Genomic DNA, 24,052 nt, shown 5'->3' on the forward strand with positions numbered 1-24,052 from the left:
CTCCTTTTTTTTTAGCTGCGTTTGCACTTATTTTTTTAACCATGCTCATTTAATACGACGGGCTTCATTATCTTTAAATCAATCATGCTTTATAAAAGTTAAACAATAAAAAACCCGCAGCAAGTGCGGGTTTTTTTAAAAGAGTTCGAGTGCTAATTACTTAGCAGCGTTTTTCTCTTTTTCTGCAGCGATTACAGTATCAGCTACGTTTTGTGGACATGGCGCGTAGTGTGAGAACTCCATAGAGAACTGACCACGACCAGATGTCATTGTACGTAGTGAACCGATGTAACCGAACATTTCTGATAACGGTACGTCAGCTTTAATACGAACGCCAGTTAAACCAGCTTCTTGATTGCTTAACATACCACGACGACGGTTAAGGTCACCAATTACATCACCTACGTGATCTTCTGGTGTGAACACGTCAACTTTCATGATTGGCTCAAGAAGTTGTGCACCCGCTTTAGGGATAGACTGACGGAAAGCGCCTTTAGCAGCGATTTCGAAAGCAATTGCAGATGAATCCACGGCGTGGAAGCCACCGTCGAAAAGTTCAACTTCAACGTCAAGTACTGGGAAGCCAGCTAGAACACCTTCACCCATCATTGACTTAAAGCCTTTCTCAACTGCAGGCCAGAATTCTTTTGGTACGTTACCACCAACAACTGATGAAGAGAATGTAAAGCCAGAACCCACTTCGCCAGGCTTGATGCGGTAATCAATTTTACCGAACTGACCAGAACCACCAGATTGTTTCTTATGCGTGTAGCTATCTTCGATTTCACGAGTGATAGTTTCACGGTAAGCAACTTGAGGCTGGCCAACGATAAGGTCTACGCCGTAAGTACGCTTAAGGATATCTACTTTGATATCTAAGTGAAGCTCACCCATACCTTTAAGGATAGTTTCGCCTGAATCTTCATCAGTCTCAACTTGGAAAGATGGATCTTCTGCAACCATTTTACCGATAGCAACACCCATTTTCTCATTACCGCCTTTATCTTTAGGCTGTACAGCAATCGAGATTACTGGAGTTGGGAATACCATTGGCTCAAGTGTTACTGGGTGCTTAGGATCACAAAGAGTGTGACCAGTTTGCACGTTCTTCATACCAACGATAGCGATGATATCGCCCGCTTGTGCTGCAGTCAGTTCTTTACGATCATCAGCTTGCATCTCAACCATACGGCCAACACGCTCAGTTTTACCAGTAAATGCATTAAGGATAGTGTCACCCTTGTTAAGCTTACCAGAGTAAATACGTACGAAAGTTAACGCACCAAAACGGTCATCCATGATTTTGAATGCTAACGCTTTGAAAGGTTCGTCTGCAGATACAATTGCGTGCTCGCCGTTTTCGTTACCTTCTTCATCCATAAGAGGTTGAGGATCAACTTCTGTAGGAGCTGGTAAGTAATCAACAACAGCATCAAGGATTAATTGCATACCTTTGTTTTTGAATGCAGAACCACAGTATGTAGGGAAGAACGCAAGGTCACGAGTACCTTTACGGATACAACGCTTGATATCTTCAACTGAAGGCATTTCACCTTCCATGTACGCTTCCATTAGGTCATCGTCTTGCTCTACAGCAGTTTCAACTAGGAACTCATGGTATTCATCAGTTTTTTCTACCATGTCTGCAGGAACGTCAACAATTGAGTAGTTCTCAGGAAGACCTGTCTCATCCCAAACATATGCTTGTTTGTTTAAAACGTCTACAACACCTACGAATTCGTCTTCAATACCAATTGGTAAAGTCATAACTAATGGAACAGCACCAAGTACTTTTTGTACTTGCTCAGTTACACGGTAAAAATCAGCACCCATACGGTCTAATTTATTTACGAAAATAATACGTGCAACACCTGATTCGTTCGCGTAGCGCCAGTTAGTTTCTGATTGTGGCTCAACACCACCAGAACCACAGAATACACCCACACCGCCATCTAATACTTTAAGTGAACGGTAAACTTCAACTGTGAAGTCAACGTGTCCAGGAGTATCGATAACGTTAAAACGGTGATCTTTCCAGAAACAGCTTACTGCCGCAGACTGGATAGTAATACCGCGCTCAGCTTCTTGCTCCATGAAATCGGTAGTAGACTCACCATCATGTGTCTCACCGCTTTTGTGGATTGTACCTGTAAGCTTTAGGATACGCTCAGTAGTTGTGGTTTTACCCGCATCAACGTGCGCGAAAATACCAATGTTTCTGTACTTCGATAAATCTGCCATTAATTTTACTCTTAATAAAGTCGATAAATTATTCGGCGGGAGTATAGCATTACTTAAAGCGAACATCACCATAGAAGTCGCTTAAAATGCAATCAATTTATAAAAAACTTGCTTTAAAGATATTTTGGGGTATGAGATGGGCTTGATAGGGGCCTGTTATAAACTGAATTTAAATGACTTAAGTGCTTAATAAGTGCAATGCAGTGATGGCATGAAGTATATAAAATTATTTTGCTCCATGCCCATCATTAGTAAAATTACTCAAAAGTCATGGTTTTGACTTTGTCGTTAATAACTAAATTACCCGCCGTTTTGGCTTTAATTTCATCAACACTTACTCCTGGAGCGCATTCTAACAAGTGAAAAGCGCCGTCTTTAATTTCTAATAAAGCGAGATCCGTAATTACTTTATTAATACAGGCAACACCGGTTAGTGGCAGGCTACATTCACTTAATAGTTTTGACTCACCATGTTTGTTTGCATGGGTCATGGTGCAAATAATATTTTTTGCCCCAGCCACTAAATCCATCGCTCCGCCCATACCTTTAACCAGCTTGTTAGGAATCATCCAACTAGCAATGTTGCCATTTTGGTCAACTTCAAAAGCCCCCAAAACAGTTAAATCAACATGCCCACCGCGGATCATGGCAAAGCTTTCTGCAGAATTAAAAATAGCGGCACCAGTTGCTGCGGTTACTGTTTCCTTCCCCGCGTTGATCATATCCGCATCCACTGAGTCAGCGTGTGGATATGGCCCCATTCCTAAGAGGCCATTTTCCGATTGCAACATCACCTCAATGCCTTCAGGCACATAATTCGCGACAAGTGTTGGTATACCAATACCTAAATTGACGTAGTAGCCATCTTCGAGTTCCATCGCCACGCGTTTTGCTATTTGCTCTCGTGTTAATGCCATAACTATGTACTCCTTATTACTCGGCCGGTTGCGTTGTGATTTTTTCAATCCGCTTTTCAAATTCACCTTTAATAACACGGTCAATATAAATACCGGGTGTATGAATTTGGCTTGGTTCAAGCTCGCCTGGCTCGACAATTTCTTCAACTTCGAGCACGGTTATTTTACCTGCGGTTGCGACCATGGGGTTAAAATTCATCGCTGTATGGCGGTAAATGCAATTTCCATAGCGATCCGCTTTCCAGGCTTTTACAATAGCAAAATCACCGGTAATACTCGGCTCAAGTAAGTAATCACGGCCGTTAATAGTGCGTGTTTCTTTGCCTTCGGCGACCGGAGTGCCCACACCCGTTGCGGTATAAAAGGCAGGAATGCCCGCACCACCGGCACGCATTTTTTCGGCTAGCGTCCCTTGTGGCGTTAGTTCAACATCCAACTCACCACTCAATAACTGCTGCTCAAATAATGCATTTTCGCCCACATACGAGGCAATCATTTTACTAATTTGCTTGTCTTCGAGTAGCACACCTAAACCAAAACCATCAACACCACAGTTATTCGAGACCACGGTTAAATCTCGGGTGCCTTGCCGTTTAATTTGCGCAATCAACCCTTCAGGAATACCGCATAAACCAAAGCCACCGGCTATTACTGTCATACCATCTTCAAGACCCGCCATCGCTTCGCTGTAACTTGTAACTACTTTATCAAAACCTGCCATTGGCTCCTCCTATTGTGCAGTCCAACCGCCATCAATGGCGATCGCTTGGGCGGTAATGTTACGAGCTGCATCAGCCATTAAAAAACTAACGGTATGCAGGATCTCGTCTAAGCCGATAAATGCTTTTTTCGGCATGGGTGCTAGCATAATCGTGTCGATCACTTGTTGCTCTGAAATACCATGTTCTTTTGCTTGTGCGGCAATTTGCTGTTCTACCAAAGGCGTTTTCACATAGGCAGGGCACACAGTGTTAATAGTAATATTGGCATCCCCTGTTTCGAGTGCCATAGTTTTAGTAAAGCCGATTAAGCCATGTTTTGCAGCGATATAAGCCGACTTATATTTAGAGGCGACCATCGCATGAATAGAACCAATATTTATGATTCGACCAAAGTTTTGAGCCCGCATACGTGGCAAAACTGCTTTACTCATCATTGCGGGGCCAACCAACATCACTTGCTGTAAAAGCAGCCACTTATCTGCAGGAAAGTCTTCTAATTTAGCTACATGCTGTATTCCTGCATTATTAATTAATACCTTGATAGGTTTCGTAAAGGTGCTAAAAAAGTCCTCAATCGCTTGGCTATCAGCAACGTTAAGTGCGTAGCCATGAGCGTTACCACCCTGATAAACTATTTTTTGCGCTGCTTGTTGAGCCTGTTGCTCATTAAGATCGGTAACAATAATGGTATGCCCAGCAAGAGCTAACTGCTCAGCAATATAAAACCCTATTCCACTAGCTGCACCGGTGATTAAAACGTTTTGACTCATACTGCTATTCCTCTAAAAACTCACTGATAAGCTGCGCTTTAGGCAAGATTGAAAAAATGCCATCCAAATGTCCCCAACCGCCTTCAATTTCAGAAAGCTGAACGTCTTTCCCCAGCGACTTCATTGACTCATACACAGTTCGCATATTTTCAGGGCGTAGAAGTAGGTCATTGGTGGCAGGTAATAACAATGTTTTAGCGCTGACCTTTTTAAGTGCTGTACTTAAGTCTTGCTCCATACCGGCAGTAAACAGTTGTGATGCCCGTACCAAATACAATACGTGATTTGCATCTTGGGCTTTTGCTCTTGCCATGGCTCTTTGCGCCAGTGTTTGGCTTAATTTTGGCAAGGTACGAATGTCTTTTAACGCGCCTTCATCAAGTACGTTAAAGTCAGGGAAGCTAGCGTTATAAATAATCGGGTGCATCGCATCTTGGGTAATATTAAGCATGGTGGCGGCAAGTCCATCTAATGGGCGTTCCTTGTCGTAGTAATTACCTTGCTGCCAGTTTTTATCTAACCGAATTGGCAATGCCCACTTTTCAAGGGCAGCGACTGTCCATGCATCCATTTTTGCAGCGCCAATCACATGAATTAATCGCTCTACTTTATCTGGGTAACGCGTTGCCCACTCAAGAGCTTGAAACGACCCCATTGATGCGCCCATCACGGCATGTAACTTAGTGATACCTAGACTTTCGAGTAAACGCTTTTGCACATTCACAAAGTCAGTAATCGTAACCACAGGAAAATCTAAACCATATGGTTTACCTGTTTTGGGATTAGTTGACGCTGGGCCTGTGGTGATGACATTTTCATCATGCCAGTTGGCATTGACTAAGGTGTCAGAGCTGATCACAAAATACTTGTTAGTATCTATGGCTTTTCCTGAGCCAATTAACGCATCCCAGTACCCTGCTGCGGCGTCGTCGGCTGAATATTTACCTGCAGCATGAGAGGTTCCTGAAAAGTAATGAGTGATCAAAATCACATTATCTTTGGCTTCGTTAAGCTCACCATAACTTTCCCAGCCAATATCAACCTGTGGCAACGTTGTACCTGAAACCGTTGTGAAGTTTTCAGTGCTAAAATGTTGCTTTTCTACTAGTAATGGCTCTGCTTTATCAGCGCCAAACACGGTACTACTAAATAAAAACAGCAACCCTATTATTAATATTATTCTCATTGCAATTCCTTAAAAAGTGATAAATAAGCTTAGTGCAAGAGCCACCCCAACCAATGGGATAACCACGGTCAATGCAGCTAATGGCCAATAAGCGCGTTGATGTGTTTCTTTACAAATGGCCCTGATGGTTGTGACAACGTAGCCATTATGTGGCAGGCTATCTAATGCACCAGAACTAATAGCAACCACTCTGTGTAATTGCTCTGGATTAACTCCCATATCCAAATATCCAGGAGCCACAAGCGGTAGTGCAATCGCTTGCCCGCCGGATGCTGACCCCGTTAACCCAGCTATGACGCTCACTGCAACAGCAGCCCCCACCAGCTCATTACCTGGCATATGAGTCATAGCATCAACAGCAGCAATAAAAGCCGGTGATACTTTAGCCACAGCGCCAAACCCAACTACAGCTGCAGTGTTACCTATCGCCACTAAGGCACCAGTGGTACCCATATTGATTGCATTGGCCATGTTATGGAAATACTTATAATTAATGACCACAATACTCAAAACACCACCAAGCAGCGCCACAATCAGCGCAGTTTGCTGTAAAACATCATGTAATATAAATGATAGAAGTAGCACCACCAGCAAAGGAATAACCCCGGTGATTGGGTGCGGCCGCTTACGCTCTAAAATAACCGGATCATCGTCTCTAGCAGCAAAGCGCTCACCTTTGGCAACCGCCTTTTTAATCATTTTATTTAGCCAAAAGTAACCTACTGTCGCCATAAAAATAGCCACCACTAAGCTTACTTCCCACGCGGCATAAGGTGAGGTACCTAAATGCTTTACGGGTATCCAATTTTGAATTTCAGGCGATCCCGCAGAGGTCATAGTAAACGTCACTGAACCAAACGCTAACGTTGCAGGTATAAAGCGCCGTGGCAAATCAGCGTCTTTAAATAAACTGAGCGCCATCGGGTAAACCGAAAACGCCACAATGAATACGCTGACTCCGCCATAAGTCAGTACGGCACAAGCAATCACCACCGCGAGCACCGCATGCTTCATACCTAATTTGCCAACAATGTAACTGGCTACACTGTCTGCTGCGCCTGTATCTTCCATAAATTTACCGAACAACGAGCCCAGCAAAAACATAAAAAACCATGCGCTTAAAAATCCAGCAAAGCCATCCATATACGCGTTAATAAAATTACTATCGGCAGTCACCGGGAATATAGCCATCCCACTAGTTAGTGCTACCAACAATGCACATATTGGCGCGGCAATAAATAAATTGACCCCACGCAACGTTAAAATTATTAGCAGTATTAAACCGCCTAACAGCCCTATCATGCTCAGCATAGACATTCCTATAATTATTGTTATTACCCAGATGAGGTGACATCGCAGTAACTGCTGTTAGTTTTATCGCTCAGCGAAAATAAAGACATAACACTAAGGTACTACATGCTTTAAATTTGGCTTAAAAGCAAGATAAGTCAAGGTGTTAAAAACATATAGCACTATGGTACTAATTCATTTTTTAACACTATCTTCTACATTAAGTGCAGGTGACATGAGCAAACAAATAATCAACTAATAACAACAGGAACACACCAATGATAAAGCTCAAACAAAATATCACACCCGTTACACTCGCTGTTTCACTGGCCTTATTAAGCACAACAAGTGTGGCAGCTGAACAAGCCTCTACAGTAAAAAAAGCAGAGTTAGAGCGAATAGAAGTAACCGCTCGCAAAACCGTTGAAAACTTACAAGAAGTTCCGGTTGCCGTAACCTCAATTGGCGCACAAGAATTAGCAGAAAATGGCATTAGTGTGATGACCGAGGTACAGCAGTTTTCGCCCAACACCACACTACAATCAAGCCGAGGCACTAACTCTACTATCACTGCGTTTATTCGCGGTGTAGGTCAGCAAGACCCTCTCTGGGGTTATGAACCCGGTGTAGGTATTTACATTGATGATGTATACATCGCCCGCCCGCAAGGTGCCGTGCTCGACTTACTTGATGTGCAACAAATTGAAGTATTACGTGGCCCGCAAGGTACGCTATATGGCAAAAACACTATTGGTGGTGCAGTAAAGTATGTCACCAAAGAAATGAGCGGAGAGGCAACGCTAAATATTCAAGGCACCGTAGGCAGCTACAGCCAAAAAGATTTAAAAGTTACTGGGCAGCTCCCACTTATTGACGAAAAACTCTATGTTGGTTTTGGTTTTGCCACATTGAACCGTGATGGCTATGGTGAATTTTTAACGTCTGCGCTTGATAACCAAGATCGCGAAAACTACAACAAAGATGTTACCGCTGCACGGGTTACGCTAGAGTACACCCCAACCGATGACTTATTCTTTCGTTTAGCGTGGGATAAAACCGATGATGACTCTAACGCGAAAGGCGGATATCGCTTACTTCCAAGCATATTAACTAATGCGCCTGTGCCAGATAGCGTGTATGACTCTTATACTAGTTTACCAACATGGAACAAAGTAGAACTTGAAGGTATGAGCTTAACTGCTCGCTGGGATATGAGCGCAAACACCAGCATTAAATACGTTGCAGCAACAAGAGAAAGCTATTCACCAACCAATATCGACTTTGATAATACCTCTTTACCTATTTTTGATGTTCCAGCCATTTATGACGATGAACAAACCACGCATGAGTTGCAGCTAAATCACAGTGGCGATGACTACAAATTAGTATCGGGCTTATATTACTATGATGGTGAATCGTGTGGCCAGTTTGAGGCTGTACTAGGTGTGCTTGGTCAAAGTTTAGGTGCCCCTGGGCTTACCCGTGAAGTAAGCGGTTGTAGCAACTCCACCAGCAAAGCAGCTTATATACAAGGAAGCTATGACTTTGATGAAAAATGGTCAATGACCCTAGGCGCACGCTATACCAAAGACAGCAAAGAAGCGATTGTAAATAATGGTCTTATTTTTGACGTTGTTTATCCTGAATCAGGTTGGATCCCAGGCTATGTACGCCCTGAAGGCCAATTAGTGCCTACCGTACTCGATGACAGCGAAGATTGGTCACGCTTTACACCTCGTGCAGGTGTGGAATACCAATACAATAACGACATTATGTTTTTTGCTAGTTACTCGCAAGGGTTTAAGTCAGGGACATTTAATCCACGAGCTACAACAGCAGAACCAGCAGCAAGACCCGAAGTAGTTGACTCAATTGAGTTAGGCATGAAAAGCGAATGGAATGATAATTTACGCGCAAACTTAACCGTATTCACACTTGATCACAAGGATCGTCAGTATATTTCGGTATTACCTGGTGACAGCGCCGCAGATTTAAACCAGCGCTTAGGTAATATTGGCGAGTCTAAGTCTGATGGCGTTGAATTAGAACTTAGCTATGTTGCAAGCGATGCACTAACTTTCGACGCGTCAATAGGTTACATCGACAGTAGTTTTGAAAATGTAATTGATACCAATCCTGATACCGGTGAAACATTTGATAAGTCAGACCGTTTTAGCGTCTCGAATACTCCTGATCTGACCTTTAATTTAGGTGCAACGTACCGTTTATACACAGATATGGGCGACTTTGTTATGAATGGTAATTATTACCATCGTGGTGATTACGCACTGTTCGAAGAAGATAGCCTCTTAACACAAGACGCCTACGGATTATTAAATATTGGTGTTACTTGGTACAGCGCAGATGGCCATTGGACTGCGGGTATTTATGGTAAAAACCTAACCGATGAAGAATACATGATTGGTGGTTATCAGTTCGTAGCTCCTGATCCTTCAGATCCAACTAACATCAGCAAATACACGCCGGGTCTTGGTGGAGACAATACCTTGATTGGTTACTACGGCGACCCTCGCACAATATCACTCACTGTGGGCTATCGTTTTTAAAATTTAATATCATTAGGGCCTGTTGACCTTTGCGGATTGAAATTTGTTCAAACTAGGGGCTGTTTTAATCGCGGCGCGAGGTTTGCAACCTAGTGGATTAAGTAAAAACCGAGCAACAAAGAGTAAATCGCCCCTCGGAAGAACCCGAAGGGCAGCGCCTGTTTGGCATTGATGCTGCGTTATCGCCTATTTATGTGGAATAACCACATGACATAGGCTCTACCTTGCCTAAATATCAAACAGACTGCTGCAAATTCAATCTTGAAAGGTGAACAGACCCTAGGGTTTGCCTGTTTATCCCCACAGACAAACCTTGTTTCACATCACAAAATCACATATAACTTAATGCATTGGAGACTATTTGAAATGGCTTGTGCTGTGAATACCATAATTGCTGATGACCATCCTTTATTCAGAAGTGCGCTACGTCAAGCGGCAGCGACTTCCGTACCAGAACAATATATAAAAGAAACCAGCGATATCGACGGGTTATTTAGCTTATTAAAATCACACCCCGAGATAGAGCTGATATTTTTAGATTTAACAATTCCTGGCGCCAATGGTTTACAAGCGCTCTCACAACTAAGAAATCAATACCCTGATATATTAATTATTATGGTATCGGCTAACGAAACCCCCACTATCATAAAACAAGCCATGAGCTTAGGTGCTGCAGGCTATATTCCAAAGTCATCATCCCTTGATGTGATCAGTGAAGCCATTGAACATGTACTCAATGGAGACTCTTGGTTGCCAACAGATATTGACTTAACTGATGTGGTTGTTAATGACGAACAGAGCAATTTTGCCCGCAACCTAGAAAAACTCACTCCACAGCAATACCGTGTACTCGCAATGATAGCCGACGGGCTTTTGAACAAACAAATTGCCTTTGAAATGTCGATTCAAGAAACCACCATAAAACAACATGTATCGGCCATTTTGCGAAAGCTGAATGTGTATAACCGTACCCAAGCAGGCATTTTGTTTAATCAGCTATCTCAAGTTGGTAAGTTAGAGGCGAGCTAATATAGTGTACGTCTCTAAGTCAGTCGTTTTATCATTCTTTTTAATGCCGGTGCTTTAAGTGGTTTGTACAATAAAGGATAACCTGCATCGAGTACGCGCTCGCGTATTTGCTCATCGTGGTTTGCAGTATTAACAATGGCAGGCAGCGTCATTAATCCTGCTTGTTCAATCACCTCAAGACCCGTTACACCGTCATCCAACTGATAATCAACAATAAGTAGCTGTGGTAGTGTATTTTCTGCTTTGAGTTGCTCAAGTTCAATTAAGTTAGTGGCCGTGGCAATTTCACAGCCCCAGTTTTCTAGCAACTGTTTCAGCGCTTCAAGTACATTACGATCGTTATCCACAAGCCAAATACATAAACGACCCAATTCAGTTTCTGAATTGGCAGGTACATGCGCAGTGGCTGGTGTTTTTAAACTAGGTTTGCATGGCATGGTTAAAGTAAATTGGGTGCCTTGATTAAGTTGCGACCCCATTACTAACGGGATCCCGAGTAAGTCACAAATTCGTTTGGTGATCGACAACCCTAAACCAAGTCCTTCAGCATTGGGTTTTTCACCCAATTGTTTAAATTCCTGATAAATACTCTGCTGATCACTAGTGGCAATACCTATGCCTGTGTCTTCAATCACAAACGACACATGGCGTTCATCAAGTAAGACTCTTAAGCGTACTTCACCGTGCTCAGTGTAGCGAATCGCATTACTTAGTAAGTTTCTTAGTACACGCTTAAGTAATGCTTTATCTGTGTAAATTCGCGCTTCACACGACTCAACAACAAAGCTGAGGCCTTTTTCTTGAGCAAGAGCTAAATAATCATTACGCAATGGCTCTATTAAACTACTCACATTAAATTCCGTTAGCTGTACTTTAAACGAGCCCGAATCGAGCTTAGTTAATTCCAAAATACTTGAAAGTAACTCTTCCGCACTGCCTAATGAATTTTTAATATTCATGGCTAGCTCTTTAAGCTCAGTATCTTGAGCTTTTTCGTTCATCAGCGAGCAAAACAAACTTGCTGCATTAAATGGCTGCAATAAATCGTGACTCGCTGCGGCAAAAAAACGCGTTTTACTTACTGTTGCTTGCTCTGCTACTTGCTTAGCTTTAGAAAGCGCTTGGTTAGCCTGTGTTAATGCCGCAGTTCGCGTAGCCACTTGTTCTTCAAGACTTAAATTAGCTTGTGTTAGCGCTTTTTGTTGTTTTACAAATTCACTTATGTCGGTATAGGTCGTTACAAATCCACCGCCAGGTAAAGGGTTACCTTGCATTTCAAATACTCGCCCATCGTTGTGAGCACGCTGATATTTATAAGCACTACCTTGCTTTAAATACGCTAAACGCTTATCAACTTCAGTATTAATATCCTCACCACGAAATAAGCCTCGCTCAGCGTTAAAGCGAATAATATCGGCAACAGGTCGGCCTATATACAAAGCACTTTCAGGATAATTAAACATCTGCTTATAACCTTGATTCCAGGCTACCAAACGAAGTTCCCTATCAACTACGCTAATGCCTTGCTGAATATTTTCAATGGTAGATTGCAGCAAATCACGATTAAATTTAAGTACTTGGCTAGCTTCATCTACAAACTCGGCGACTTGTTCTAAAGGCTGACGCTGCTCATTTTTCGCTACATCTAAAATTAGCCGTGCTGATGCGCCACCAATAACCGCTGACATTTCACGCTCAACTAATAACTCAAGCTCAACATTAGCAATCCGCTTCCATTGGCTTTTTTCATGTGGGAAATACTGCTGCACTAAAGAGTGGCTCGCGTCTTTTTCAGCAAAACGCTGTAATAATGCACCTAGGTCTTCATAATTGAGTGGCTGTAATGCAGTGTTTAATCGCGAGTCGTTTAATTGTGAAATAAACTTATTGCTTTGCAGACGCTCAGCAAGCGTTGCACGGCTAAATAATGGTACAAGCAAATACACTAGTGTATTAACCCCTAACGACAATAGTAATGATTGGCTTATACTTTCTAAACCCAATGAAAATAAATCAGTTGGAGCCAACCACTTAATATTCCACGGCCCTTCAACTAACCAACTGCTTTGGCTGCCTAAGCCACTAGCCAAGTTCGGTAGTAATAGAGTGTACCCCCAAATAACAAAGCCGCTTAAAATCCCAAACTGTGCACCACGACACGATGCGTGTCGCCACCACAAACCAATGATCATCGCAGGAGCAAATTGTGCCACCAAGGTAAACGACATTAGCCCAACACTGGCTAGCGTGGTAGTTTCTGCAAGCACTCTATGAGTGAAATAGCTAAGTAACAATATCAGCACAATCACTATTTTACGCGCATGCAGCAAGTGATTTTTATCTAGCCCTCGGCTACTTGAAGTTAACTGTGAACGACGTAAGATAAACTGATTGATAAAATCGTTAGTGATCATCACCGACAACACAATTGACGAGACGATTACCATACTGGTAGCCGCCGAAAAGCCACCTAAAAAGGCAAGTAAGGTTACCCCGCTATTGTCTGCCGCCATTGGCAACGCTAATACAAAGGTATCTTGACCTACACTATTGCCGTTAAAGTAAACCAGCCCCGCATAAGCAATGGGTAATATAAATAAATTAATGGCCAATAAATAAAGCGGAAATAACCACCGAGCGGTAGCCAGTTCATTATTATTGTTATTTTCAATAAAGCTCATATGAAACTGGCGTGGTAAACATAACGTTGCCAGTATCCCTAAAAAAGTATGCGCAACATATACATAAACAGGGCTTTGAGTTGCCGCAACTTGATTAGGTATATTTAGCGCTAGTGCTTGCTCGTAGAGCGCAACTGGGCTATCAAATAAAACAAAACAGACATATAAACCCACCCCAATGAAAGCCAGTAACTTTACTATTGATTCAAAGGCAATACTGGCGATTAGTCCAGGGTTATGCTCGCTAGGTTTAAGCCTTCGGGCACCAAATAAAATCGCAAATAAAGCCAGTAATAAAGTGATATAAAACGTACTATCAGCCCACACTTGGTTACTTTGAGTAGGGGCTCGGTCGGTGACTAAGTTGATGCTCTGCGCAGTTGCACTTAGCTGAAGAGAAATATACGGCACAATCGCTATTACTGAAATAAGTGAGATCAGCCCTGACAGACTTGACGACTGCCCATATCGCGTAGCAATAAAATCAGCCAATGACGTGAGTTTTTGTTGTCGACAAATATGTGCAATACGGCAATACAATTGCCAGCCAAAAATAAATAATATAATAGTGCCGGCATAAGTTGGTGCTAACCACCAACCATTACTTGCGGCTTGCGCAGTTGTGCCATAAAAAGCCCATGAGGTACAATATACACCTAATGACAGACCATAAATCATGCCTTTAAATGGCAGCACCTTTCGCCTATCTGCCCACCCCGCAACTGCAAATAATACTCCTAGGTACACCACGGCAATAAGGCTAATAAACCAAATAGAAAACATATTTTTGTTCTTGTTATTATTTTTATAATACTTAACTTAGCATAAGGAGAAATGCAGCAAAAATCAGCCCTTACTTTAGTGCTATAAATGAACAAAAAATTAAAATAAGAATTATTTGCATTTGGGTATTGACAGTTATTTAGATCTAACTGATAATCAATCTCAACAAGAAGGAAGTACATTGCTTTTTGTGACGGTAAAGTTCATTTGTTTCTCGACCCTGAAACAACGTGTGGCTCACGTTAAAGCTAAGATTATCTGTTATTAATCACAACGCCCCTTGATATTGATTGCAGATAATCGTCTATTACTTACTTGCTACATTGCTCATATCGGTGACGGTTGATATGAAACTAAAAAGCCCTTACGGGCTTTTTTTATGCCTGTAATTTAATATACAATCAGCCCAAAGTTAATGAGAATTATTTGCATTAAGGTGTTGACAGCCACTCAAATCTAACTGATAATCACTATCAACAAGAAGGCGGTACATTGCTTTTTGTGACTGAAAAATTCATTTGTTTCTCGACCCTGAAACAGACGTGTGGCGCACGCTAACAGCTATGGAAACCTGTTATAAACCACAACGCCCCTTGCTGTTTATGACCTGTTTCCGCCCTACTCATTTACTTGCTACATTGCTCATATCGGTGACGGTAGATATGAAACTAAAAAAGCCCTTACGGGCTTTTTTTATGTCTGTAATTTAATGCGTAAGGCTTTAACCTACGCTTTAAAAATTAACGGCGGTTTTTTCGTGCACGTGCTCGGCGTTGTTTTTTCTCTTCTTCTTTGGCTTGCTTTTTAGCCTCTGCAGCAGCGCGCAATCCAGCCACCATTATTTCTTCCTCTTCACGCATGGTAGGTGTTTCCATGGTGATGCGGCCAATAATACCATCTCGTAATTCATTAATTAGAATTTCTGACATTTTATACGTATCGATTTGGTTACCACCGCGAATACAGCCGCGTTTTTTACCCGCCATTTCAACAAACTCCCAATCACTTTCTGGTAGCTCATCTAACTTATAACGTGCTTTTAAAAGCTCAGGATAAGCATGCAATAAATACTCAGCGGTGTAACTTGCTACTTCTTCGTACTCAATAGCGGTATCACGTATCGCACCGGTTGCGCCTAAACGATAACCTGAGTTTTCGTTTTCTACTTTTGGCCACAGCATCCCTGGCGTATCGTAAAGCATAATGCCATCATCAAGCTTAATACGTTGCTGCGCCTTAGTTACTGCAGGCTCGTTACCTGTTTTAGCCACTATACGCCCAGCAAGCACATTAATAAGCGTAGATTTACCTACGTTTGGAATACCCATGATCATGGCTTTAATTTGCTTATCGGCACCGACTTTATGTGGCACTAACTTTTTACATAGCTCATTAATTCGATGCACTTCAGCCGCTTTATCGTTACCAAATGCAATGGCTTTTACGCCATTTTCTTGCTCAAAATAGTCTTTCCAGGTTTGCGTCATTTTAGGATCAGCTAAATCGGCTTTATTGAGAATTTTGATGACCGGCTTACCTTCACGCAGGGTAGCCACCATCGGGTTTTCGCTACTGTAAGGAATGCGCGCATCTAGCACTTCAATGATCACATCCATTTGTGGCATTATTTCTTTAATTTCATTTCGGGCTTTATTCATGTGCCCAGGGAACCACTGTATTCCTGCTCTACTCATTTGATTTGTATGACCTTTAATTAAAGGCCGCAGCCTATGGGTACTAGTGTGGGTACTAAAAGTAAAATTATGCTTCTGTACTTCTTATTTAGATATGTAGTTTACTATATTACTAAAAATTATTGCAGATGCATGTATTATTAAACATGTAGAAATACGTTTTTACGTAAATCATTAAGAGTTTATATTTAACAATACCTACAATTTAATTAAAGTCCTTTGATATTAACTTATAAATTAAAGCATAAAGCCGATGCATCGGCACATTTTAATCAAAAAAAACAATTGAGTATTCCGACAAATTTTAGAGCTGGTGTTTAAGTGGCTTTTTGTCGTTGTCAGCCTTAATTATAGCGGTTTGATTATTCGGTCTTGAGGGAATGTAATTCTCCACTAAGTTGATAGCCGCTCCCATCTTGCTGAAATCACCGAGAATATAGCGAATACTTAAAATAATAAGAATAGACAAGCCTACATATGACTCGCATGCGTATGGCCCAGATGAAGATATTCCGGGATAAACATATTCAAACCCAGCAAGAGCAAAAGTTGTAAGAAGTAAAAGTAAACTAGCGATTAAAAGCAAAAAAACTAACCAATACCTAAACTTGAACCCCCACCCTTTCAATTCAACCCAATAACCCTCATTGCATTTGATGTTTAAGTGACACTTTTTAAACAAATCCATAGCACCCATTTTGTTTTCTGGGTGAGCTAGGATTCTCTTAGATGTACCTGTATCTGCGTTACGTATTCTATAAACTTTCCATAACTCGTGCTGCAACCTAACATCCGGTAAATTATGGTAGTCTTCTAATAGCTTTATTCTTCGTTCATCTAAATTATCAGCTCTAGATACAAAAAAAGTAATAATGCTCTTGGCTACGGACATTAGTATGCCTGATACCAACAAGGCTAGGCCTAACAACTCTGACCATCCCATATCGGCACCTGGCGAGGCTACATTTCTACCAAGAGCCTTTGTTTCCCAAGCAAAAACTACTACATCCCAAAATCCAAATGTTAGTAACCCCAATCCAGAAACTATCAACCTGCTTGATAGCGTCCCAAACAATGCATTGAGAACTTTCTCTAAATATTTATCTACCAGAATTGTCCCTTCATATTTAACCGCCAATTATTTCTCCTTGTTTTTATATTACTTTGAATTAGTTATAAGGCAGAAAAAGCATGATGTATGCTTACTCTCGAAAGTATGCTGGGATTAGCAAATGAAAATGCAAGCTTTTCCGGTGAATCGTACCCCAAGCGAATTGCTGGGCTAAGAGCTTCAACAACATCTAAAGATAACCCCGGTTGAGCCTCATATGGATTAATCTCTGAAATGACGCGAGTAATTAGCCCCATGATAAATGAAAGCCCTCTAGGTAAAACTGAACTGACTAACTCTCTAGCTCTAGGGCATGATTTAGCAGTAGCAGAACTTGAGTCAGGGCTGCCACCTAAGGCTCTATCAATATCACTAATCGATTGACCACTAATCCAAGAAATTATACCTGGAATTAACTCGTCTAGAGCCTCATTACAGAATGGCTCATTTTTGCTTCTTCCAACGGAACCAAGTATAGAAGTTTGCACTTCAAATAAGAGTACATCCCGAGCTTCCGTATCAAACTTAAGCCAAGTAAGAAGCCATATGATCCAATCCTCTATTGATTCTGGAAGGGTTCCAACTTCATTTGATATTTTGAATTTCAACCTTAAGAGGACCTGTGGTGGAAGCCCACTTTGAGAGGCTAAAATTGATAGGTACTCATCAATTTCATCTGTTGCCTCTTGTTCAACCAACTGAGTTAGCTCTCTAGCCTGTGCTATATATCGCCGCTCATCACCTTTTACTCTTGAGCGATAAGCAGCAAATGAATTATCTAAATTAAAAAGTCTATTTTCATCATTATCAGTGTCATTTAAAGTTGCAAATCGGTTTACTAAATAATTTACATCTCTATCCAAGGTTTCCCCAGCGGATATTCGATCTAAAATGATACTGAGGGGGTCCGAGATTTCAACACAGCGGTCATCCTCTGGGATTAGTGATTGTAGCTTTTGTACAGCTTCAAAGTTTAGGCTTTGGTTTTCTGGAAATGTCAGTATTGGCTCAGGAACTAGTAGAACAATTCCATTTGCTAAATGACCTGCTCTACCAGCTCTTGCTGCGGCATTCAATAACTCATGAGCTTCTAATGCTTCCCGTCCTCCACTATCAACTTCAGCACGTTTGTCTCCGGCTAGAATAGCTAATTGAGCGGGTAAATTAAGACCTTGAGCCAATGTTGGTGTTGCAACAATTACCATTGCTCCATCTTCTCGTTTATATAAACGTTCTGAGAGCTCTCTTTCAATACGGAGCATAGATGCATTATGAGGCACAGCAGAATTTCCCTTGGTAAGCAAAGAATGTTTTATATCACCTAATTCAATAGCTAGGGCTTCCCATCTTAGTTCTTCTTCTTCTGTTGATTCAATATTAGTACCGAGAGCATTGGAAATATTTTTTGAGGTGGAAATGGCATGTGATTTTTGGTTTACAAAAACTATTGTTTTTAATCCTTTTGAAGCGCTCATTTCAGCAATTTTGGCAGACACTTCATTTACATTGGGCTTTATTGATAAACCGTAAGAGTTTATAACTCCTGAAAGCGCTACCTTATCTTCAGAAAGTTTTGTAAAGGTACATGCTGCATTATTATTTGCTGTATCAAGCCAATTATGTTGCAGCCCCCAAATAGCATGAGGCTCCGTTTTTAATAGCCTTGACGCAGAAGCTCTAAGCCCTTTTGCTGATTTTCCGCTGTGCATATCCATCGCTTTTTGGGCTGTCATTGCTTTAATTTTGATTTCATTTATTGAGCTTTCAGGGTAAATGACAACCCCACGAGCCTGCCTGCTAGGCTTCCATAAAAGATCGATATTTATACAATCTCTATTAGTTAATTGAGAAATCCAATCGGAGAATTCCTTTCCATTTTCAACCATTGCAGAAAGGAATAGAGCATCTGCATTAGGTGCTATTTTGTGAAAGGCTAATAGGCAAAGCATACTATCTAGAGAGCGACGAATTTTTCCTGATTGGGGGCTCAATAAATGACACTCATCAAAAACAAGAAGCCCTACATCTTCAAAAGAACCTGGCGAGAACGACAGCATAGCCAAACACCTTTCTGGTGTCATTACTTCAATTTCAGGGAGTGCTACTCCTACTTGAAAAAGCAAATCGAAATCGCTCGATACCAAAGAGCCTAAAATATCCTGAGGAAACATCTGCTGAAGGTCGGTTGTTAATTGCTCTACTAATGCATGTGTTGGAGCTAAAAAGATAACTTTCTTCCCTTGAGATAATGTATTAGCAATTTTAATTGATGAAACGGTCGTTTTACCGGCCCCAGTAGGTAAAACTAAAACTGCTGAAACACCACTTTTATGGAACTCGGCCTCTAAAGCTTTACGGTGGTTAGGCCAAATATATGGGAATTTATTAGCTCTAAAATTGATCCAGTCATGCCAAAATTCAGGGTTTGAACCTTCTGGAGCGGCTAAATTTGTCAACGAAGACTCAGAAATAACACTAAATACAGATATTAATAACGATGATAAATGCTGTACACCTGGATAGCTGACTTCAATTCTTGAAGCTAAATTACGCTCAATGGATACTGATGAAAGAACCTTAACTTTCTCAAATACTGATAAGGGTGAAGTTTCTTGCTCTTCAAGAGACCCAAGCACAACTTTAGCCATGGACTCTATAGCTGAAGCCAATGCATTCAACATAACTAAAAACGCTGAGTCCTCATTGGGCATTATTGAGATATTAACAATCTCAGCTCTTTTCTCAGAACAACTTATAATGTTAGATAAGTTACCTCTTGCAAGGTCGGCAACATAATGAGTCAATAATGATACGATAGTTAAAGGCTCATCATCACTCACATTAATTTTTGATGCGGCTTCATGAGCATCAGCATATTGTTCAGCAATCAAAAACAGTAATACGGCTGAAACTTCTGGAGCTAGTCTGTCTCTAGTAATGTTAGGCAATATACTACTATCAACATTGAGTAACTCATCACGCCTGGCAATGATTAACTGGGCACTAGCAGCAACAAATGCGGATGGACGTTTAATACTTGGATCTTCGCTAAGAGATACCATAAGTTCATAACTGTCTGCTATCTTATCTAACGTCCAATTATCTTGATCTGTCTCGTGCTCTTCATCGCTCAGTCTATAGGAAATAATTCGAGCGTAATGGTTTGTTAATAACCTAGGTAAATTATTAGGGTCTAAATCTGGAAGTTCTGGTGCTGATCGAAGTAGAGTAGCCGTTTCAGGATCATACATTAGGCTTGTACCTCATTAATTTCTTGGATATATCCAATAATTTTTGTAGCGATTAAATCAAACCAATCTCTTAGTTCACCTTCAACAATTAGACTCGCACCAATCCTCTGTGACTGATTGATACCTTCCAAGCTGCTATAACCCTTAAAAAGCCCTTTCCTAGCTTTTTCATTATCATATTTATCTGTCAGTGCAAACGCAGCCCTATAGTGCCTATAACTGTTGTCTAAAACTCTTCTAACCATTTGCATCGCCTGTGGAGTTGCAATTCCACTTAACTGAATTAAACTTGCTGCTGCAGCAATAAGTTCGGCATTTCTTGTATTGCTGTGACGATCAACAAATCCAGGAATGACATTCTCTCTAAATGTATCTCTAGGATGTTCAGTACACTTATCTTCAAATATTGTTGATTTTTCGATCTGACTAGAGTCTTCGCTCAGCTCAATCATTATCCCATCTAAGCCCTGCGATGTAGCACTAGTATGAGGATCCTTTAAATAACACTGATCACCTGCAATTTGTTTTGCTGCTATCCAGGATATAATTTCAAAGATCAGTCCATCTCTTTGATGCCTCGGATAACCTACTCTTGGTGTTTGTTTTTCTTCTTGAACAGTAAACTTAATGATAGCTTCGTTTTGCAAAGCTTCATTAGTGAAGGCCGGTGCAGCGGGGATAAGTTCATCTATAATATACGCAGCCTGAGCTGCCTGCCCCATCACCACTATTGCAATTAACTTTGATAATTGATCGTCATTTTTTACGATCCATTTAGCTCCAACACAGTCATCATCAATAGGAAAGTCTGTAATTTCTAGTGCAGAAAGTCCATTTTCTTGTGTCATTAATAATATTCCTTTATGTACCCGTACGCTCTATCAAACAGTATTTGGTCTGTGTGGAGTTTGTATTTGAGTAATGCTTTGCGTAGTGACTTTTGTACTTCGCGTTCGCCGCCGGTTGTTCCTTGCCAGCCTGGGAAGCGAACAACACGTACAATGGCGTCTATGTCGGTTACTATGCGCTCTACTACTGCGGGGGTTTGATCGTCTTTAAGCTCTAAAAACAGATCTGTTAATGCGGCTTTCGGTGTTTTTTCTTGTAGTTCGTCGTCTAGTTCTTTTTCTGCCTGAACGGTTTCTTTGGCTATTTTACAAAGCTCTTTTACAAAGTCGATTGAGGCTATTAAGCCTTTTTCGGCTTTGTCGCGCAGGGCTTCTAGTCGTTCACTTAACGATTTAAATACAGGTAAGTCGCCACGGTCTTTAAAACGCTTTGCTAGCTCTTTCTCAAGCTGTTTTGTTTTACGTGGGTCTGGGTTATTAAAAATGTTTTCGATAACGTCTGCATCAAGCACAAACTCTTCCAGGTTATGTACATTACCTACATGCACGTTGTCGTGTATGAGTTGTGTTGTTTGTGCGCCTAGCGTTAGCCATAACAACTTACCAATGTTATCTGAGGCTGGTTTTACCGACTCATAAACCTGGGCTAGCCATTTGTAATCTTCGTTGTATTGATCAAGTACACTATCAGGTGAAAGCGACTCCCACAGTTTGGCCAGGTATTTAAAATCGAGTGCAAAAGCATCTTTCTTTTCATCTGTGCTAATAGCATTCTGTGCAGCCTCTAGGCCTTCAAAACCCTCTATAGTTCTATCTACGCCAGCAAAGTGAGCTAATGTATCAGCCATCGCTTTTGGTAGCTTTGCGCGTAGCTCGCTTAAGTTAGAGATAACTTGCTGTACGCTTTCTTCATCAAATTCTAGTGCTTTTGCCGCATCGTCAAATACGCCAAAGTAGTCAACAATACAGCCAAAGGTTTTATTTGGGTATAAACGGTTGGTACGACATATTGCCTGCAATAAGGTGTGGTCTTTAATCGACTTATCTAAATACATGGTTTGGCATATAGGCGCATCAAACCCGGTTAGCAGTTTTGCAGTAACAATAATAAATTTAAGCTCTGATTTTGCATCGTTAAATTCATCCACCAGCTTTTCTTGCTGGCTTTTGTCTATGCCCCACTTTTGCTTAAACTCATAATCATCATTCGCGCTAGTGGATATAACCACCTTACTGGCTGCTTCATCAAAGTGTTTATCGAGTTCTTCTTTATATTGCACACAGGCATAACGGTCTGGTGTGACTATCATGGCTTTAAAACCATGGGGTTCCACTTTATCCATAAAGTGTATAGCAATGTCTTCAACTATTTTTTCCACACGCTCAGGCGACTTTAAAAACGCTGACATTTTTGCAGATTTTTGATTTAGTGCATCGGCTTCTTCATCTGTTAGCGCAGCGCTATCTTTAAAGTCTTTAAACGCTTTATCGAGTGCTTCTTTGTCTACATGCACATCTACTAAACGTGGCTCAAAATGCAGTGGTAAGGTAGCTTCATCACGAATAGAGTCGTGGAAGGTATAACGGCTCATATAGCCGCCTTTGTCTTCTTCAGCGCCAAAGGCCCAAAAGGTATTTTTATCGGCTTTGTTTACAGGCGTACCGGTTAAACCAAATAAAAAGGCGTTAGGTAAAGCGGCGCGCATTTGGCGGCCTAAATCACCTTCTTGGGTTCTGTGTGCCTCATCGACCAATACAATGATGTTTTCACGCTCATTCATATTCGGTTTGGCATCACGGAACTTGTGGATCATTGAGATAATAATCTTACGGGTATCGCGCTCTAGCATTTGTTGCAGTTCTTTAATGCTATCGGTTGATTCCACATTAGCGACATCAGCAGCATTAAATGTACCGCTAATTTGGGTATCTAAGTCCGTTCTATCTACCAGTACAATAACTGTAGGGCTTTTAAGCTGTGCAGCACGGCGAAGTTTTTGTGCGGCAAATACCATTAATAAGGATTTACCAGAGCCTTGAAAGTGCCAAATTAAGCCTTTTTTAACTTTGCCCTCAATCACTCGTTCTACAATTTTATTCGCGCCTTCATATTGCTGAAAACGCGGTATTACTTTAATGCGCTGTTTTTTATTATTAGTAGTGAACAACGAGAAGTTACGCATTATATCGAGCAAGCGTTCAGGGCTTAATAAATCGGTTAGCTCTGCTCCAACACCTGATAAACCAACAGCACGCGTTAACTGCGCGTCTTCAACACGCCATGGAGCCCAAAACTCTAATGGGCAGCGTATTGCACCATAAAACAGCTCACGCCCTTCGGTAGCAAAAGACAAAATATTAGGCACAAATAACTGAGGTACAGCGTTTTCGTAAATGCTGTGTACTTCATGGGCACCATCTAACCAGGTTACTGATGGGCGAATCGGTGTTTTAGCTTCACCTACCACAACCGGAATACCGTTAATCATTAATACCACGTCAGGTATTTTGGTTTCTCTGTGGTGAATGCGGAACTGATTAGTCACCACATAATCGTTACGGGTTAAATCATCAAAGTCGATGAGGTTAACTGGCACATGGCGATTATTTTCACCAAATGGCATCGTCTTTTCACCGGTCATCCAAGCGAAAAATTCTTCATTGGCTTTTACTAAGCCCACTTGATTTACCGAAATTAAAATAGCACGGAGTTTATGTATTACTTCATCAGCCAAATTGGGGTTAGCTTCAATCTCTGGATTAAGGCGAATTAATGCCTTAACCAATTCAGCTTCAACTAACACCTCATTAACACCACGGCCTAACTGCTCTGGTGATTGAAACTGCCATTGAACGCCAAACGTTTTTTGAGGCTCAGAAACCTGATTAGCGTTTAAATTAACGCCCGTCATTTGATGGATGATGTAGTGTTCCACACTATTTAATTCGGTAAATCCCATAC

14 protein-coding genes are annotated in these 24,052 nt (G+C 41.3%); 2 read left to right on the top strand and 12 right to left on the bottom strand.

The genetic code is table 11. From position 1 onward, the window contains the following. Positions 1 to 156 precede the first annotated feature (156 nt). The 6 genes from fusA to AN392_RS07255 form a co-directional block, all read right to left on the bottom strand. The gene (gene fusA, locus AN392_RS07230) at positions 157 to 2,241 is read right to left on the bottom strand and encodes an elongation factor G (protein ID WP_054202747.1); all 2,085 of its coding nucleotides are present in this window, start codon (positions 2,239 to 2,241) and stop codon (positions 157 to 159) included. Positions 2,242 to 2,498: 257 nt separating this feature from the next. Next, the gene (locus AN392_RS07235) at positions 2,499 to 3,158 is read right to left on the bottom strand and encodes a CoA transferase subunit B (protein WP_055012315.1); all 660 of its coding nucleotides are present in this window, start codon (positions 3,156 to 3,158) and stop codon (positions 2,499 to 2,501) included. A gap of 16 nt (positions 3,159 to 3,174) precedes the next feature. After that, positions 3,175 to 3,879: a CoA transferase subunit A gene (locus AN392_RS07240; protein ID WP_055012316.1), complete on the bottom strand. Its 705-nt coding sequence runs from the start codon at positions 3,877 to 3,879 to the stop codon at positions 3,175 to 3,177. Between the two features lie 9 nt (positions 3,880 to 3,888). After that, positions 3,889 to 4,650 (bottom strand): 3-hydroxybutyrate dehydrogenase, encoded by a 762-nt coding sequence (locus tag AN392_RS07245; protein ID WP_055012317.1) that lies wholly within the window; start codon positions 4,648 to 4,650, stop codon positions 3,889 to 3,891. Between the two features lie 4 nt (positions 4,651 to 4,654). Then, complete coding sequence (locus AN392_RS07250) at positions 4,655 to 5,836, bottom strand: homoserine O-acetyltransferase (RefSeq protein WP_055012318.1); 1,182 nt, start codon at positions 5,834 to 5,836, stop codon at positions 4,655 to 4,657. 9 nt (positions 5,837 to 5,845) lie between these two features. Continuing rightward, positions 5,846 to 7,147, bottom strand: coding sequence for a GntP family permease (locus tag AN392_RS07255; RefSeq protein ID WP_010392249.1), 1,302 nt, complete (start codon positions 7,145 to 7,147; stop codon positions 5,846 to 5,848). 257 nt (positions 7,148 to 7,404) lie between these two features. On the opposite strand from AN392_RS07255, the gene AN392_RS07260 reads away from it, so the two are divergent. Together AN392_RS07260 and AN392_RS07265 are read left to right on the top strand one after the other, a co-directional pair. Beyond that, complete coding sequence (locus AN392_RS07260; RefSeq protein WP_055012319.1) at positions 7,405 to 9,693, top strand: TonB-dependent receptor; 2,289 nt, start codon at positions 7,405 to 7,407, stop codon at positions 9,691 to 9,693. Between the two features lie 366 nt (positions 9,694 to 10,059). Beyond that, positions 10,060 to 10,722, top strand: coding sequence for a response regulator transcription factor (locus AN392_RS07265; protein ID WP_010392247.1), 663 nt, complete (start codon positions 10,060 to 10,062; stop codon positions 10,720 to 10,722). A gap of 14 nt (positions 10,723 to 10,736) precedes the next feature. Here the strand turns inward: AN392_RS07265 and AN392_RS07270 are convergent, their stop codons facing one another. From AN392_RS07270 to AN392_RS07295, 6 genes are all read right to left on the bottom strand, one after another. After that, positions 10,737 to 14,186 carry a PAS domain-containing hybrid sensor histidine kinase/response regulator gene (locus AN392_RS07270; RefSeq protein WP_054202697.1) on the bottom strand — a complete coding sequence of 1,150 codons (3,450 nt, stop codon included), beginning with the start codon at positions 14,184 to 14,186 and terminating at the stop codon, positions 10,737 to 10,739. Positions 14,187 to 14,926: 740 nt separating this feature from the next. Then, positions 14,927 to 15,880: a ribosome biogenesis GTPase YlqF gene (gene ylqF / locus AN392_RS07275; protein WP_055012320.1), complete on the bottom strand. Its 954-nt coding sequence runs from the start codon at positions 15,878 to 15,880 to the stop codon at positions 14,927 to 14,929. Between the two features lie 304 nt (positions 15,881 to 16,184). Then, the gene (locus tag AN392_RS07280; protein ID WP_055012321.1) at positions 16,185 to 17,018 is read right to left on the bottom strand and encodes a hypothetical protein; all 834 of its coding nucleotides are present in this window, start codon (positions 17,016 to 17,018) and stop codon (positions 16,185 to 16,187) included. A 35-nt stretch (positions 17,019 to 17,053) separates the two neighbouring features. Continuing rightward, positions 17,054 to 20,242: a DEAD/DEAH box helicase gene (locus AN392_RS07285; protein WP_055012322.1), complete on the bottom strand. Its 3,189-nt coding sequence runs from the start codon at positions 20,240 to 20,242 to the stop codon at positions 17,054 to 17,056. Continuing rightward, positions 20,242 to 21,090, bottom strand: coding sequence for a hypothetical protein (locus AN392_RS07290; RefSeq protein ID WP_055012323.1), 849 nt, complete (start codon positions 21,088 to 21,090; stop codon positions 20,242 to 20,244). The genes AN392_RS07285 and AN392_RS07290 overlap by 1 nt, the downstream gene beginning before the upstream one ends. Beyond that, entirely contained in the window at positions 21,090 to 24,050 is a 2,961-nt protein-coding gene (locus AN392_RS07295; RefSeq protein ID WP_055012324.1) for a type I restriction endonuclease subunit R, read from the bottom strand. The genes AN392_RS07290 and AN392_RS07295 overlap by 1 nt, the downstream gene beginning before the upstream one ends. Between the last annotated feature and the right edge of the window lie 2 nt (positions 24,051 to 24,052).

Origin of the sequence: Pseudoalteromonas sp. P1-16-1b, from assembly GCF_001401785.1 — a bacterium.
GTDB classification, from domain to species: Bacteria; Pseudomonadota; Gammaproteobacteria; order Enterobacterales; family Alteromonadaceae; genus Pseudoalteromonas; species Pseudoalteromonas undina.

What these genes read in the sequence shown, in the direction of transcription:
- fusA (WP_054202747.1), bottom strand. Translation starts at nt 2,241, where the DNA reads ATGGCAGATTTATCGAAGTACAGAAACATTGGTATTTTCGCGCACGTT.
- AN392_RS07285 (WP_055012322.1), bottom strand. Translation starts at nt 20,242, where the DNA reads ATGTATGATCCTGAAACGGCTACTCTACTTCGATCAGCACCAGAACTT.
- AN392_RS07295 (WP_055012324.1), bottom strand. Translation starts at nt 24,050, where the DNA reads ATGGGATTTACCGAATTAAATAGTGTGGAACACTACATCATCCATCAA.
- AN392_RS07260 (WP_055012319.1), top strand. Translation starts at nt 7,405, where the DNA reads ATGATAAAGCTCAAACAAAATATCACACCCGTTACACTCGCTGTTTCA.
- AN392_RS07270 (WP_054202697.1), bottom strand. Translation starts at nt 14,186, where the DNA reads ATGTTTTCTATTTGGTTTATTAGCCTTATTGCCGTGGTGTACCTAGGA.
- AN392_RS07250 (WP_055012318.1), bottom strand. Translation starts at nt 5,836, where the DNA reads ATGAGAATAATATTAATAATAGGGTTGCTGTTTTTATTTAGTAGTACC.
- AN392_RS07290 (WP_055012323.1), bottom strand. Translation starts at nt 21,090, where the DNA reads ATGACACAAGAAAATGGACTTTCTGCACTAGAAATTACAGACTTTCCT.
- AN392_RS07235 (WP_055012315.1), bottom strand. Translation starts at nt 3,158, where the DNA reads ATGGCATTAACACGAGAGCAAATAGCAAAACGCGTGGCGATGGAACTC.
- AN392_RS07245 (WP_055012317.1), bottom strand. Translation starts at nt 4,650, where the DNA reads ATGAGTCAAAACGTTTTAATCACCGGTGCAGCTAGTGGAATAGGGTTT.
- ylqF (WP_055012320.1), bottom strand. Translation starts at nt 15,880, where the DNA reads ATGAGTAGAGCAGGAATACAGTGGTTCCCTGGGCACATGAATAAAGCC.
- AN392_RS07240 (WP_055012316.1), bottom strand. Translation starts at nt 3,879, where the DNA reads ATGGCAGGTTTTGATAAAGTAGTTACAAGTTACAGCGAAGCGATGGCG.
- AN392_RS07255 (WP_010392249.1), bottom strand. Translation starts at nt 7,147, where the DNA reads ATGCTGAGCATGATAGGGCTGTTAGGCGGTTTAATACTGCTAATAATT.
- AN392_RS07265 (WP_010392247.1), top strand. Translation starts at nt 10,060, where the DNA reads ATGGCTTGTGCTGTGAATACCATAATTGCTGATGACCATCCTTTATTC.